The sequence below is a fragment of the Streptomyces sp. NPDC033178 genome (assembly GCF_055577685.1).
Genome location: NZ_JBVIPT010000003.1, coordinates 1 through 14,869, shown reverse-complemented (window position 1 = coordinate 14,869; position 14,869 = coordinate 1). Strand labels below are relative to the sequence as shown.

At 71.0% G+C, this 14,869-nt stretch carries 8 protein-coding genes; 3 read left to right on the top strand and 5 right to left on the bottom strand.

Going from position 1 to position 14,869, the window contains the following annotated elements; translation table 11 throughout:
- Window positions 1-8: 8 nt before the first annotated feature.
- Window positions 9-2,072, top strand: coding sequence for a beta-galactosidase (locus tag ACZ5VQ_RS07455; RefSeq protein WP_469104091.1), 2,064 nt, complete (start codon window positions 9-11; stop codon window positions 2,070-2,072).
- Between the two features lie 70 nt (window positions 2,073-2,142).
- Here the strand turns inward: ACZ5VQ_RS07455 and ACZ5VQ_RS07450 are convergent, their stop codons facing one another.
- The 4 genes from ACZ5VQ_RS07450 to ACZ5VQ_RS07435 all read right to left on the bottom strand — a co-directional run bounded on the left by ACZ5VQ_RS07450 (window position 2,143) and on the right by ACZ5VQ_RS07435 (window position 7,183).
- Entirely contained in the window at window positions 2,143-3,618 is a 1,476-nt protein-coding gene (locus tag ACZ5VQ_RS07450) for an FGGY-family carbohydrate kinase (RefSeq protein WP_469104090.1), read from the bottom strand.
- Window positions 3,619-3,736: 118 nt separating this feature from the next.
- On the bottom strand, window positions 3,737-4,810 hold the full coding sequence (locus ACZ5VQ_RS07445) for a mechanosensitive ion channel family protein (RefSeq protein ID WP_200394522.1): 1,074 nt from the start codon (window positions 4,808-4,810) through the stop codon (window positions 3,737-3,739).
- A 353-nt stretch (window positions 4,811-5,163) separates the two neighbouring features.
- Window positions 5,164-5,928, bottom strand: a complete 765-nt coding sequence (locus tag ACZ5VQ_RS07440; protein WP_469104089.1) for a crotonase/enoyl-CoA hydratase family protein — start codon at window positions 5,926-5,928, stop codon at window positions 5,164-5,166.
- A gap of 214 nt (window positions 5,929-6,142) precedes the next feature.
- Window positions 6,143-7,183, bottom strand: coding sequence for a lysylphosphatidylglycerol synthase transmembrane domain-containing protein (locus ACZ5VQ_RS07435; protein WP_469104562.1), 1,041 nt, complete (start codon window positions 7,181-7,183; stop codon window positions 6,143-6,145).
- A gap of 169 nt (window positions 7,184-7,352) precedes the next feature.
- On the opposite strand from ACZ5VQ_RS07435, the gene ACZ5VQ_RS07430 reads away from it, so the two are divergent.
- Window positions 7,353-9,287 carry an ABC transporter ATP-binding protein gene (locus ACZ5VQ_RS07430; RefSeq protein WP_469104088.1) on the top strand — a complete coding sequence of 645 codons (1,935 nt, stop codon included), beginning with the start codon at window positions 7,353-7,355 and terminating at the stop codon, window positions 9,285-9,287.
- Between the two features lie 104 nt (window positions 9,288-9,391).
- Here the strand turns inward: ACZ5VQ_RS07430 and ACZ5VQ_RS07425 are convergent, their stop codons facing one another.
- The gene (locus tag ACZ5VQ_RS07425) at window positions 9,392-9,820 is read right to left on the bottom strand and encodes an enediyne antibiotic chromoprotein (RefSeq protein ID WP_469104087.1); all 429 of its coding nucleotides are present in this window, start codon (window positions 9,818-9,820) and stop codon (window positions 9,392-9,394) included.
- A gap of 448 nt (window positions 9,821-10,268) precedes the next feature.
- Here ACZ5VQ_RS07425 and ACZ5VQ_RS07420 point away from each other — a divergent pair.
- Window positions 10,269-14,869 (top strand): type I polyketide synthase (locus ACZ5VQ_RS07420; protein ID WP_469104086.1); only part of this gene is annotated, 4,601 nt, incomplete at its 3' end.

Genomic DNA, 14,869 nt, shown 5'->3' with positions numbered 1-14,869 from the left:
GGAGAAGCATGTTCGAGCTGCCCGGCCGGGTTCTGTTCGGCGCCGCCTACTACCACGAGTACCAGCCGAACGAGCGGCTCAAGGACGACCTCGACCTGATGGCGGAGGCCCGCTTCACGGTGATCCGTGTCGGCGAGTCCGTCTGGTCGACCTGGGAACCGGAGAACGGCCGCTTCGACCTAGACTGGCTCCAGCCCGTCCTGGACGGGGCGGAGGAGCGGGGAATCGGCGTCATCCTCGGGACGCCCACCTACGCCGTGCCCCCGTGGCTGGCCAGGCAGTACCCGGAGATCGCGGCGGAGCGGCGCACCGGCGAGCGCGTTCCCTGGGGCGCCCGCCAGGAAGTCGACTACACGCATCCGGCGTTCCGCTTCCACGCCGAGCGGATCATCCGCAAGGTCGTCGGCCGGTATGCCGCGCACCCGGCGGTGATCGGCTTCCAGGTCGACAACGAACCCGGTCTCGAACTCTTCCACAACCACGGTGTGTTCCAGCGTTTCACCGACCATCTGCGCGAGACCTACGGCGACGTGGAGACCCTCAACCGCGAGTGGGGACTGGTCTATTGGTCCCACCGGCTGTCCACCTGGGCGGACCTCTGGACCCCAGACGGCAACGCCCAGCCGCAGTACGACCTGGCGTGGCGCCGCTTCCAGGCAAGGCTCACCACGGAGTTCATCGCCTGGCAGGCGGACATCGTGCGCGAGTACGCCCGGCCGGACCAGTTCGTCACCACCTGCATCTCCTACGACCGCCCCACGGTCGAGGACGACGAACTGACCAGGAAGCTCGACGTCACGGCCGGCAACCCCTACTACACGATGCAGGACGCCCTCGCGCTGCCGGACGAGAACCGCCAGGGCCAGGGCTGGACCACCAACGGCACCTGGGCGCTGTACCAGAGCGCCGACCGCATGTACGCCTCCCGCCAGGAACCCTTCCTGGTGACCGAGACCGACGCGCAGGCCATCGGCTTCCCCTGGAACAACCGCCCCGCGTACGACGGGCAGTGGCGCCAGGCCGCCTGGGCGCTGATATCGCGGGGCGCCTCGATGATCGAGTACTGGCACTGGCACACCCTGCACTTCGGCACCGAGACCTACTGGGGCGGAGTGCTGCCCCACAACGGGCGACCCGGCCGCGTGTACCGCGAACTGGCCGCGCTGGGAGCCGAGTTGGAGACCGTGGGCGATCTCGTCTCGTCCCTCACCCCGGACGCCGACGTGGCCTTCCTCTACTCCAATCCCAGCAAGTGGGCGCTCCAGGCACAGCCCGCGCTCGCCACGCCCGACCAAGGGCCCGACCGGCGCTCGTACCAGACCGTCTTCGACGCCTTCTACCGCGGCGCCTTCGACGCGGGGCTGCAGGGCAGGCTCGTACACCCGGGCCAACTGGACGACACGGACCTGCCGCCGGTACTCGTCGTCCCCGCCTTCTACGCGGCCGACGACGCGACCCTCGACCGCCTCCTCGCCCACGCCGAGGCCGGCGGCCATCTGGTCCTGGGCCCGCGCACGGCGTACGCGGACCACGAGGCGCGGGCCCGCACGGAGGAGCAGCCCGCCCGGCTGGCCGAGGCCGCCGGAGTCACGTACGACGAGTTCAGCAATCTGGGCACCGGACTCGCCGTCCAGGGCACGGACTCCCTTCCGCTGTCCGGGGAGGCGCGTGCCCTCCACTGGGTGGACGGCCTGCGTACCCGGGGTGCGGAAACCCTGGCCACGTACGACCACCCGCACTTCGGCCGCTGGCCCGCGGCCACGACCCACGTACACGGCGCGGGACGCGTCACCTACGTCGGCACGGTGCCCGACCCGGAATTCGCCAGGGCCCTCCTCCGCTGGGCCGCCCCGTCGGGCCTCGTGAGCACGGCCCACCCGAGCGTCACGTCGACGAGGGCGACCGCACGCGACGGCCGCCGGGTCCGGTTCCTGCACAACTGGTCGTGGGAGCCGGTGGAGGTCGCACTGCCGACGCCGGTACGCGACGCGCTCACGGGGACGTCGTACGCACCGGACGAGGCGATCCCGCTCGGGGCGTGGGACGTGAAGGTTTTCCAGGAGGAATCATGAGTAACTGAGCAACTGAGCAACTGAGCGCCCAGCGGTTCTGTGGGCGGGGCCGGGGGCGGGCAGCCTCGGCCTAGCCCCGTTGCCGCGCGGCCAGTTCATGGGCGATGTCCCGCGTTGCCGGATAGAGCCGGAGGTACAGCGCGTACAACTCGTCGTAGCCGGAGCGCAGTTGTGGGTCCGGGGCGACGCGTTCGCGCACGGGGTTCCACTCGTCGATGAGCGGGCTGCCGACCGCGCTCGCCGCGAGGAACGCCGCGCCGTAGCTCGCCCCGAGCGTGACGGTCCTGATCTCCTGCTCCAGGCCCGTCACGGCCGAGACGATCCGGGTCCACAGTCCGCCCCGGGTGCCTCCGCCCACGGCGACGACACGGCGGATGTCCGCACCCGCCGCGCGCATCGCCTCGACGTTGTGCCGTACCCCGAAGGCCGTCGCCTCCAGGGCGGCACGGTAGAGGTCGCCGCGGGTGTGCTCCACGGTGAGCCCGGCGATCACCCCGCGGGCGTGCGGATCGGCCACCGGCGTCCGTTCGCCCGCGAAGTACGGCAGCATCAGCAGCCCCCGCGCACCGGGCCCGGACGCCTCGGCCCCGACGAGCAGATCGCTGTGCTCGGGCGTGCCGAACAGCTCCCGGAGCCAGTCGGTGATCATGCCGGACGTGGCCATGCCGCCCGCGAGGCTGCGCGTTCCGGGCAACGCCCCGACGGTGCTCCACAGTTGGGGCACCAGCAGACGCTCGGACAGGGTGTTGATCAGGAACATGGTGCTGCCGTACATGAGCATCAGGTCGCCGGTGTGCTGTGCCCCCACGCTCAGCGCCTCGGACCAGGCATCGATCGTGCCGGCGATCACCGGGATCCCGGCGGGCAGACCGGTGGCGTCGGCGGCCTCGGCCGTGACCTGTCCGGCGATGTCCCCCGGCCAGAGCAGGCGGGGGAGTTCGAGCCAGGGCGCGATGTGCCGGGTCCACGGCTCGTACCACTCCTGGGCCACGGAGTCGTACAGCGGAACGGCCTGGCTCGCCGAGTGGTGGTCCAGCACATAGGTCCCGGTGAGCCGGACCACCAGGTACGAGCTGGGCATGTGGAGGCGCCGGGCCCGGGCGACCACGTCGGGCTCGTGCTCCGCCAGCCAGGCGATCTTGGGACCGACGGCCTGGGTGGAGAGCAGGGACCCGCAGCGCCGGAGTACGGCGTCACGGCCCAACTCGTCGTCCAGGCGCGTGATCTGCTCGGTGGCCCGGGTGTCGACGCCGTACAGGATCGCCGGGCGCAGCGGTGTGTCCGTCGCGTCGGCCAGAGCGACGCACGGGCCCATGCCGCTGACGCCCACCGCGGTGACGGAGGTGCCGTCCGGCGCGGACTCCAGCAACTCCCGGGTGATGGAGGCGAACTCGTCCCACCACACCCGTGCGTCCATCTCCACGTGACCGGGGTGCGGACGGTCGACCGTGTGCGGGCGGACAGCCGTCGCGAGGACGGTTCCGTCGTCGTCCACCAGCACGCCCTTGCTGCTGGACGTACCGATGTCGACCCCGACCACCGTCATACGCTCACGTCTCCCCGCTCACTCGCCACCCGGCCCGGTACAGGACGGTCCGGCCCGGTACGGCGTGGCCCGGCCCGGCACCGGGGCCGTCCCGGCGTGACCGCCCCACCCCGATGTTCTACGGGATCGACAGGGATCCGTCGCGCTGAGGCGGAATCGCCACGCCGTTCTGCTGGAGGGCGACGGTGCGCGCGGGAGAGGGAATGCGGATGCCCTCCACGTGGTACCGCTTGTGCAGCCGCTTCACGAACTCGTGCTTGATCCGGTACTGGTCGCTGAACTCCCCGACACCGAGGATGACGGTGAAGCTGATCCGCGAGTCCCCGAACGTGTGGAAGCGGATGGCGGGTTCGTGCTCCGGAACCGCGCCCTCGATCTCCGTCATGACCTCGGTGACGACCTCGGAGGTGACGCGCTCGACGTGGTCGAGGTCGCTGTCGTAGCCGACGCCGACCTGCACGGTGAGGGTCATCTCCTGTTCCGGACGGCTGAAGTTGGTCATGTTGGTGCTGGAGAGCTGCGCGTTCGGGATGATGACGAGGTTGTTGGAGAGGTTGCGCACGACGGTGTTGCGCCAGTTGATGTCGACGACGTACCCCTCCTCACCGCTGGTCAGCCGGATGTAGTCGCCGGGCTGGATGGTCTTCGAGGCCAGGATGTGGATGCCCGCGAAGAGGTTGGCGAGGGTGTCCTGGAGAGCCAGGGCGACCGCGAGACCGCCGACGCCGAGGGCCGTGAGCAGCGGGGCGATGGAGATGCCCAGGGTCTGCAGGACGACCAGGCAGCCCATGGCGAGGACGACGACCCGGGTGATGTTGACGAAGATCGAGGCCGATCCGGCGACCCCGGAGCGGGACTGGGTGACGGCCCGCACCAGGCCGGCGACCACGCGTGCCGCCGTGATGGTGGCGGCCAGGATCAGCAGGACCGTCAGGATCTGGTTGACCGTGTGATTGACCTTGCCGGTCAGTGGGAGCGCCGCCGCGGCGGCCGCGATCCCGCCCGTGAGGGCGGCGACCGGTATCAGCGCGCGCAGCGCGTCGACGAGGACGTCGTCGCCGCTCCAGCGGGTGCGGGTCGCGTGCTTGCCCAGCCAGCGTAGGAGGAGGCGCAGCAGGACGCCCGCCGCGAGGCCGACGGCCAGCCAGACACCCGCGACGATCCAGTCGTGCACAGTGAGATCCCGGTTCACCAACTGCCTCCCGTCGTGCCGCGAAGGGCGTTCGCGCCCGGTATGTGATGTGTCGTCACCTTGTTGCCACCTGCTGCTCGATTGCTGGATGTGCGACCCGCGGGGAACGAGGAGTCGTTGACCGGCGGGTTCGCTCATCTTGCTACATGCGCACAGGTGTTCCGCGCCAGGACCGCTCGGGTCAGGCCATCTCCCACCAGCATCGCCGCCAACTCGTAGTGCCCGCAGGCAGGTTGGCGCCTTCCCTGCTTCGGGTGAGCGCCGAGGCACCCTCGCCGTCCGGCCCGGCGGGCGCCACTCGGCCCCTTTGCGGATCCCGCCCCAATTTGGCCTGGATACGTCGTCCGGGACGCTCAGATCTCGCCGAACGAACCGTGCCGCCCCGCCCCCGCCGAGAACCGCGCCGCCCCCTCAAGACTCTCCTCCAGCACAGTCGTCCCGTGCCGGAACTCACCCCGCATGGCGGTGCGTTCGTTCAGCCCCTCCTGGTCGAGGACGGAACCGCGGTCGCCGCGGAGACAGGCCTGCGGGAAGCGGGCGATCGACGCGGCCAGCGCCTCCGCCTCCGCACGTGCCCGCCCCGGCGGGACGACCCGGTTCGCGAGGCCCATCTCGTAGGCCTCGGGAGCGGCCACCGGACGGCCGGTCAGGATCATGTCCATCGCACGGCTGGTGCCGACGAGGCGGGGAAGCCGCACCGTGCCGCCGTCGATGAGAGGCACGCCCCAGCGGCGGCAGAAGACCCCGAAGACCGCGTCCTCCTCGGCGACCCGCAGATCGCACCAGAGGGCCAGTTCCAGACCACCTGCCACGGCGTGGCCCGCGACCGCGGCGATCACCGGTTTCGACAGCCGCATCCGCGTGGGGCCCATGGGACCGTCGCCGTCCTCCGTCACATGGTTGCCGCGTTCCGTGCCGAGCGCCTTGAGGTCCGCGCCCGCGCAGAAGGTGCCGCCCTCGCCCCACAGCACCGCCACCCGGGCCGTCTCGTCGTTCTCGAACGCGCGGAACGCGTCGGCGAGATCGGCCGCCGTGGGACCGTCCACCGCGTTGCGGACCTCGGGGCGGGAGAGGACGACGGTGGTGACGTGTTCCTGGCGCTCGATCCGGACCGGCATCGCTCGGACCCCTTCGTGTGGCGACCTGGTGTGGCGACGCCAGAAGGTTACTCCCCAGTCACACCGACGAGTTCAGGCCGTCCTCGTCAGTCGTCCTCGCCGGCCGTCGCCGCCAGCCGTCACACGTCGCCGTCAGCCGCCTTCGCCACCCGCCCCGTCAACTTGCGGACGGAATGAGAAGAGTGCTTTCGGGCGGGCCCGGCGGCCGACGCGCTCAGATCATCTTCAGCCGCACAAGCGCGCCGAGCGTCAGTGCCCCCGGCAGCAGCGGCAGCCACACCGTGATGATGCGGTAGGCGAGCACCACCGCCGTCGCCACCGCCACCGGACCGCCCGCCGCCACCAGCGCCAGGATCAGCGCGGCCTCCACCGAGCCGATTCCGCCCGGCGTCGGCACCAGGGCGACGGCGACCGTCGCCGCCAGATACGCGAGCGCCATGTGCAGCGGCGGCACCGGCAGCCCGAGCGCCTGCCCCACCGCCGCCAGTCCGGCCGCCTGGAACATCGGGAAGGAGAGCGAGCCGCCCCACAGCGCGAGCGCGCGGGCCGGCCGCGTGTGCACGGACCGGGCCTCACCCAGCGCGGTCCGCAGGAACGTGAACACGACGGTACGCACCCGTCGTACGAGCAGAAGCACCGTCACCGCGACGCACACCACCGCTGCGACGACCAGCAGCAGCGGGCCGACCGCGCCGTCCGGCAGGAGCGCGCCGACCCGCAGTGCGTCGGGGAAGGCGATCAACAGGGCCAGCAGCAGCCCGACCCGGGCGATGGACTCCGCCAGCAGATAGAGCGCGAGCGCGGCCGACGAACGGGCCAGCGGCACCCCGCACACCGTCATGAACCGCAGATTCACGGCACTCGCGCCGAGCCCCGTCGGCAGCAGATGGTTGGCGGCCCCCGCCGCGAACTGCGTGGCCAGCAACCGCCGTTTGGGCAGCCGTTCGACGAGCGCGCCCTGCCGGGTGACGGCGGCCGCCACCCAGGTCAGACAGGTCGCGGCGACCGCGGCCAGCAGCCACGGCCACTTCGCCGACGCCAGATGCCCGAAGCCCTCCGCGAGCACGGACCTGTGCTGCACCGCGACCACGGCCACGAGGGCGAGTGGGAGGAGGCACAGGATCTGCCGGACCGGAAGGCGTCTGGCGAAGCCCTGGGGAAAGCGTTCGACCGTCACATCGGGAGAGGGTTTCCACACCGCACCAACGTGGGGTTGCGGGCACGGGGACAACGGCTGACACGCCGGGCACGGCATCGGGTCGCCGGGCTCGCCGAGAGCGTCGGTGCCGGTGGGACTCGCTGTCTCGATGGGATCGGTGGGATCCGCCGGCCCGGTGAGGGGAGTGGGTTCAGTGAGTGTCATCGATCATCCCTCGACCTCATCCCTTGACCTCAAGATTGCTTGAGGTTCTACGGTCTGTCCCATGAGTATGGAGACCACGGCCTGGACGCAGCTCCACAGCGTCATGAACGCCGAGCAGGAACGCCGCCCCCTCGCCAGAGCCACCCTGCGTCGCATCGCCGGATTCGCCCGCCCGCACCGCCGCCGTATCGCGCAGTTCGTCGTGCTCAGTGTGGTGACGGCACTGCTCGCCGTGGCCACCCCGGTCCTCGCCGGACGCGTCGTGGACGCGATCGTGTCCGGCGGCGACGAGGGCACGGTCGTACGACTCGCCCTGCTCATCGCCCTGATCGCGTTCGCGGAGGCGGCGATCGGACTGGTGGGCCGCTGGCTCTCGGCGAACCTCGGCGAAGGACTCATCCTGGATCTGCGGACAGCGGTCTTCGATCATGTACAGCGCATGCCGGTCGCGTTCTTCACACGCACTCGTACGGGCGCGCTCGTCAGTCGACTCAACAACGACGTGATCGGCGCCCAGCGGGCGTTCAGCAACACCCTCTCCGGAGTGGTGAGCAATCTCGTGACCCTGCTGCTCACCCTCGCCGTGATGCTCACCCTGTCCTGGCAGATCACCCTGCTCGCCCTCGTACTCCTCCCGGTGTTCGTGGTGCCCGCCCGCCGGATGGGCAGCCGGATGGCGAAACTGCAGCGCGAGGCGGCCGACCTCAACGCGTCCATGGGCACCCGGATGACCGAGCGCTTCTCCGCGCCCGGCGCCACCCTGATCAAGCTCTTCGGCCGGCCTGGCCAGGAGTCCGCGGAGTTCGCGGTGCGCGCCCGGCGGGTGCGGGACATCGGGGTGCGCACGGCGATGGCGCAGACCGCGTTCATCACGGCCCTGACCCTCGTCTCCGCCCTCGCGCTCGCCCTGGTCTACGGACTCGGCGGCTGGTACGCCCTGCGCGGCAGCCTGGAACCGGGCGCCGTCGTCTCGCTGGCCCTGCTCCTCACCCGCCTGTACGCGCCGCTGACCTCCCTCGCGGGCGCCCGTGTCGAGGTCATGAGCGCCCTGGTCAGCTTCGAGCGGGTCTTCGAGGTCCTCGACCTGAAGCCGCTGATCGACGAGAAACCGGACGCCCGGGCGGTCCCCGAGGGCCCGGCCTCCGTCGAGTTCACCGACGTCCGCTTCGCCTACCCGTCCGCCGACAAGGTCTCCCTCGCCTCCCTGGAGGAGGTCGCCGCACTCGACACCCGCGGCGGCGCCGAGGTCCTGCACGGGATCTCCTTCCGCGCCGAACCCGGCCAGACCCTCGCCCTCGTCGGCTCGTCCGGCGCGGGCAAGTCCACGGTCGCGTCACTGCTGCCGCGGCTGTACGACACCGACGAGGGCTCCGTACGCATCGGCGGCGTCGACGTCCGTGACCTGAGCGCCGAGTCGATGCGGGCCACCCTCGGCATGGTCACCCAGGACGGTCATCTCTTCCACGACTCGGTCCGCGCCAACCTGCTCCTCGCCCGGCCCGGCGCCGACGAGGAGGAACTGTGGGACGTCCTGCGCCGGGCCCGCCTCGACGAGCTCGTACGCTCCCTGCCCGACGGCCTCGACACGGTCGTCGGTGAGCGCGGCTACCGCCTCTCCGGCGGCGAACGCCAGCGCATGACCATCGCCCGGCTGCTCCTGGCCCGCCAGCGGGTGGTCGTCCTCGACGAGGCGACGGCCCACCTGGACAACACCTCCGAGGCCGCCGTACAGGAGGCACTCGCCGAGGCCCTCCAGGGCCGCACCGCACTCGTCATCGCCCACCGGCTCTCGACGGTACGGGCAGCCGACCAGATCCTCGTCGTCGAGGCCGGCCGCATCGCGGAACGCGGCACCCACGAGGAACTCCTCGCAGTGGGCGGGCGGTACGCGGAGCTCTACCGGACGCAGTTCGAGAAACCGGCACACAACGGTCGGGCCGTCGAGAGCCCCGTGAACGCCACCGGGATCGCCGCGGCGGGGGAGACGGCCGCGTAGCCGGTGAGCAGGTCGGCCACCACGCCTGGCCGCTGGCTGGGGCCAGGCACGGACGGCGGGCCGTCGGCTCACAGAGCTACCGCGTCATACGGAAGTCCCGGGCACTACTGGAACGTGATCGGTACCGACGCGCCCGGTGTGCTCTGTGAGCCCGCACCGAAGACACAGCCGTTGGGGGCGGTGGAACAGTCCACGGAGACGACTTCGCCGTCCGGGGCCGTTCCCTCGAACGTCTTGCGTGCCCAGGTGGCTCCCGAGGCGTTCCCGGACGCGTCGGTGACCAGGTCCAGTGCGTCGGGGAGGTTGCACACGGCCACGGTCTCGGAGAGCTGCGCGCACTGCGCCGCGTAGATCTGTTCGCCGGCACCGAATCCGGACACGGAAACGGTGATTTCGGCGCCGTCCGTCAGATTGGACGACGGAGAGACGGATATGGCCGGAGCGGCGGCCACGGCGGACGAGGTTCCGGCCAGTGCGAGTGCTAATGCAGAAATGACAACTGCGGATCCACTGGTGAGGGACCGGAAATTCATGGGGAAAACCTTTCTCTCTTGTGCCTGAATGCTGTCTGACCAGTAAAAAAGCCGCCCCTGTGCATTGCTGCGGAACGGCTGTCGGTCAAGATCGATCGTACGGGGGAAGGAGTGTCAGTAAACCCCTATGGGCCCCTATGGGTTTGCTTTTGGGATCGGCCGGAGAATTGATTTCATATTTCGCGTGCAAGTTGTGATCGATTTGTGAAATAAGATCGCCGGAGAGATTCCGGGGTAGTAGGGGTTTACCGGGCCGCGGTTCGCATTCCTCGTCGCGGGACGCCGTTCCCGCACCCGGCGTCAGCGCGGTCTCCGTTCGGCCCGTCTAGGGGTGGGTTAGGGGTGTGGGCCGGGCACAGGGGCGGCTCTACTGGCAGGCGGAGCTCATTCCCGGCCGTGGACGATCACGAACTCCGGCTCGGCCGACAACTGCGGGTGGAGTGTGTAGATGAGTGGGGCAGAGCAGCACTTTTCCGATGTCCTCGGCCGACTGGCAGAGCTCCCGGCACCGGAACAGGTGCGCGTGCTCACCGATCTGGTGTGCGCGGAGACCGAGGCCGCCCTGCGCGCCATCCGACGCGAATCGGCGACGCCGGTGGACGCGGAGCGCTCCTTCCAGGAGCAGGGACTGGACTCCCTCGGCCTTGTCACCCTCCAGCGCGGCGTGAACGACGCCACCGGCCTGACACTGCCGCCCACCATCGGATTCGATCACCCCACCCCCGCCGCCCTCGCGGCGTTTCTGCGCGCCGAACTCCTCGGGGAACCCGAGGAGGGCGACGGCGACCCCGTGGGCCCCGCCGCAGGGCACCTGGCAGCGCGGGACGACAGCGACCCCGTCGTCATCGTGGGCATCGGATGCCACTTCCCCGGGGGGATCGACTCCGCCGACGACCTCTGGCAGCTGGTGGCCGACGGCCGCGAGGTGCTCGGCGACTTCCCCACGGACCGCGACTGGGACATCGAGCATCTCTTCGACGCGGATCCCGACGCCCCGCACCGAAGCTATGTGGACAAGGGCGGGTTCCTCGCGGGCGCGGCGGAGTTCGACGCCGACTTCTTCGGCATCAGCCCCCGTGAGGCCCTCGCGATGGATCCTCAGCAGCGGCTCATGCTGGAGACCGCCTGGGAGACGCTCGAACGCGCCGGCATCGACCCGACCTCTCTGCGGTCCAGCCGCACCGGCATCTTCGTCGGTGCCGAGGCACAGGAGTACGGCCCACGCACCCACGAAGCCCCCGAGGGGCTCGACGGCTATGTGTCGAACGGGAACGCACTGAGCTTCACCTCCGGCAGGGTCTCCTACAGCCTCGGCCTGGAAGGTCCGGCGGTCACCGTCGACACCGCCTGCTCGGGGTCGATCGTCGCTCTGCACCTCGCCGTGCAGGCGGTGCGCCGCGGCGAGTGCTCGCTCGCGCTCGCCGGCGGGGTCGCCGTGATGGGGAGCGCCAGCAGCTTCACCACCTTCAGCAGGCAGCGGGGGCTGGCGCCCGACGGCAGGGTCAAGGCCTTCGCCGCGGCGGCCGACGGCACCGGCTTCTCCGAGGGCATCGGCCTGCTGGTCGTCGAGCGGCTGTCGGACGCCCGGGCGCAGGGGCACACGGTCCTCGCCGTCGTCCGTGGCACGGCCGTCAACCAGGACGGCGCCAGCAACGGGCTGACCGCTCCCAGCGGAACCGCGCAGCGGCGACTCATCCGCCAGGCACTCGCCGCCGCCGGACTCACGGCCGCGGATGTGGATGCCGTGGACGCACACGGCACCGGTACGACCCTGGGTGACCCCATCGAGGCGCAGGCCCTCATCGCCACCTACGGCCAGGACCGCCCGGAGGACCGTCCTCTGTGGCTCGGCTCTCTCAAGTCCAACCTCGGCCATGCCCAGGCCGCGGGCGGAGTCGCGAGCGTCATCAAGATGATCATGGGCATGAGGTACCGGGTGCTGCCCAGGACACTGAACGTCGACGAGCCCTCGCCCCACATCGAGTGGTCGGCCGGCCACGTGAAGCTGCTGACCGAGGCGCGTCCGTGGCCCGAGCACGGTCGCCCCCGTCGTGCGGGCGTGTCCGCGTTCGGCATCAGCGGCACCAACGCGCACGTGATCATCGAGGAACCCGCGGCCCACGACGCGGCGGACACGGCACCGGACGCCCCGGCGCACACGGCGGACGCACCGTCCACCCGGACAGGGGACGGTGACGCGATCGCCCCGGACCCCGGGCCGCTGCCCGTCGTCGTATCGGCCAAATCGGCACCCGCCCTGCGGGCCCAGGCCGAACGATTGCTGGAACTGCTCCGTCAGGAGCCGACGGCGTCACTCGTCGACGTGGGGCATTCCCTCGCCAGCACCCGTGCCTCCCTCGGCCACCGTGCCGTCGTGCTCGCCGCCGACCGCCCCGGCCTCGAACGGGCCCTTGGGGCCCTCGCGGACGATGACGTGGACCGGCGGCCCCCAGACCTTTTCCTCGGTACGCCGGCCGCGGGCCGACTCGCGTTCCTCTTCACCGGTCAGGGCAGCCAGCGGCTCGCCATGGGCCGCGAACTGCACTCCGCGTACCCGGTGTTCGCCGAGGCGCTCGACGAGGCCGTCGCACACCTGGACCTCCAACTCGACGTCTCCCTCTGGGACGTGCTGTTCGCCGAGCCCGGCACGCCGGAGGCCGGACTCCTCGACGAGACGATGTACGCGCAGTGCGCCCTCTTCGCCGTCGAGACCGCACTCTTCCGCCTCGTCGAGTCCTGGGGAGTACGGCCCGACTTCCTCGCCGGACACTCCGTCGGTGAGCTGGCCGCCGCTCACGCCGCGGGCGTGTTCTCGATCGAGGACGCGGCGATTCTGGTCGGCGCGCGGGCACGCCTCATGCAGGAACTCCCCCGTGACGGCGCCATGGTGGCGGTCCAGGCGGGCGAGGCCGAGGTCCTGGAGGCCATCGCCGGCCTCGAGGACCGGATGAGCATCGCAGCGGTGAACGGTCCGGAGTCCGTCGTCCTGTCGGGTGACGAAGCGTGTGTCCTGGCGGTTGCCGCCGAACTCGCCGACCGCGGACGGAAGTTCAAGCGACTGAAGGTCAGCCATGCCTTCCACTCCCCGCTCATGGAACCGATGCTGGAGGAGTTCGAGCAGGTCGCCCGGGTCGTCCGCTACTCCGAGCCGCGCATCCCCGTCATCTCCGACGTGACAGGCCGGCCCGCCACCGCCGAGCGGCTCTGCTCGCCCGGCTACTGGGTCGAGCACGTCCGCGCCTCGGTCCGCTTCGCCGACACCGTCACCTTCCTGCGGTCCGCGGGCGTCACGACCTTCCTCGAACTCGGCCCCGACGCGGTCCTGTCGGCCATGGGTCCGGACAGTGTCACCGAGACCGCGACGGGGACAACGGGCGTCGCGGACGCCGTCTTCGTGCCGGCACTGCGCCGCAACCGCGACGAGCGGCACGAGGTGCTGTCGGCCGTCGCCCGGATCGCCACCCGCGGTCACCGTGTCCGCTGGGACGCGCACTACACGGGTCTCGGCGCCCGCAGGCTGTCCCTGCCCACCTATCCGTTCCAGCGCCGGCACTACTGGCTGGGCGGTACGAAGACCGAGGGCGACCCCGGACAGCTCGGCCAGCTAGCGGCCGACCATCCGCTGCTCGGCTCCGTGGTGCATCTCGCGCACGGCGACGGCATCGTCCTCACCGGGCGCATCTCGCTGAGTTCCCACCCCTGGCTCACCGACCACGTCATCGCCGGCGTTCCGCTGCTCCCCGGCACGGCCTTCGTCGAACTCGCCCTGCGGGCCGGCCTGCAGACGGACTGCGATGTGGTCGAGGAACTCACCCTGCAGGTACCGCTCGTGCTGTCCCCGACCACGGGCACCGACCTGCAGATCGTGGTGTCCGCCGCGGACACAACCGGCCGACGGCCCGTCGAGTTCTACGCGCGCCCCGTGGACACCGCCGCGGACGCCGAGTGGACCCGGCACGCCGTCGGCGTGCTCACCACGTCCGACACCGCCGCACCCACCGCAGCGGACTTCGGCATGGTCACCTGGCCGCCCACCGGCGCGGAACCCGTCGACATCTCCACCCTGTACGAGGCCATGCGGGACGAGGGATACGAGTACGGTCCCGCCTTCCGGGGACTCAGGGCGGTGTGGCGGCGCGGTGACGAGGTCTTCGCCGAGGTCGCCCTGCCCGAGGAAACCTCACCGGACAACGCCGCTGCCGCAGACGGCTTCGGTTTCCATCCGGCGCTTCTCGACGCCGTCCTGCACGCCACCGAATTCACCATGCCGGAGGCCCGGTCCGACGCGATCAGGCTCCCCTTCGGCTGGACCGGCGTCATGCTCCACGCCACCGGTGCATCCGCCGTGCGCGTACGCCTTGCGGCCACGGGATCCGAGTCCGTGTCCCTCACCATCGCCGACACCACCGGTTCGCCGGTGGCCCGGGCGGACTCCTTCGTGCTGCGGCCCGTCGACGCCGACCGTCTCGCGGCGGCACGGCAGGACTCCGGCTCGCTGCTGCGCGTCGGCTGGAGGCCGCTCGACGTGCCCGTCCCCGATCCGGCGTCGCCGGGCCCGGTGCCCACGCTGGTCTTCGCCGAACTCATGGACCTACCGGCCGACACCGTGCCGGACGGGGTCAGGAAGTACACCACCCGGGCCCTGGAACTGCTTCAGCAGTGGAGCACCGACGAACAGCACGCACACTCCACACTCGTCTTCGTCACCCGCCGCGCCGTCGCAGCGGACCCGCAGGAGACCCCTGACCTCGCCGCCGCCCCGGTGTGGGGTCTGGTCCGGGCCGCACAGGCCGAACAGCCCGGCCGCTATGTCCTGATCGACACCGACGGCCCTGTGGAGCCGGCCGCGGACCTCACGGCCGCCGTCCTGACCGGAGAGCCCGAACTCGCCCTGCGCGAAGGGCGGTTCCTCGTCCCGAGGCTGACCCCCATGTCCCCGGCACCCCAGGGGACGCCCTCGGTGTGGGGTGGTGGGGGGACGGTGTTGGTGACGGGTGGTACGGGTGGGTTGGGTGCGTTGGTGGCGCGGCATTTGGTGGTGGTGCATGG

What these genes read in the sequence shown, in the direction of transcription:
- ACZ5VQ_RS07455 (WP_469104091.1), top strand. Translation starts at nt 9, where the DNA reads ATGTTCGAGCTGCCCGGCCGGGTTCTGTTCGGCGCCGCCTACTACCAC.
- ACZ5VQ_RS07450 (WP_469104090.1), bottom strand. Translation starts at nt 3,618, where the DNA reads ATGACGGTGGTCGGGGTCGACATCGGTACGTCCAGCAGCAAGGGCGTG.
- ACZ5VQ_RS07440 (WP_469104089.1), bottom strand. Translation starts at nt 5,928, where the DNA reads ATGCCGGTCCGGATCGAGCGCCAGGAACACGTCACCACCGTCGTCCTC.
- ACZ5VQ_RS07435 (WP_469104562.1), bottom strand. Translation starts at nt 7,183, where the DNA reads ATGCCGTGCCCGGCGTGTCAGCCGTTGTCCCCGTGCCCGCAACCCCAC.
- ACZ5VQ_RS07430 (WP_469104088.1), top strand. Translation starts at nt 7,353, where the DNA reads ATGAGTATGGAGACCACGGCCTGGACGCAGCTCCACAGCGTCATGAAC.
- ACZ5VQ_RS07425 (WP_469104087.1), bottom strand. Translation starts at nt 9,820, where the DNA reads ATGAATTTCCGGTCCCTCACCAGTGGATCCGCAGTTGTCATTTCTGCA.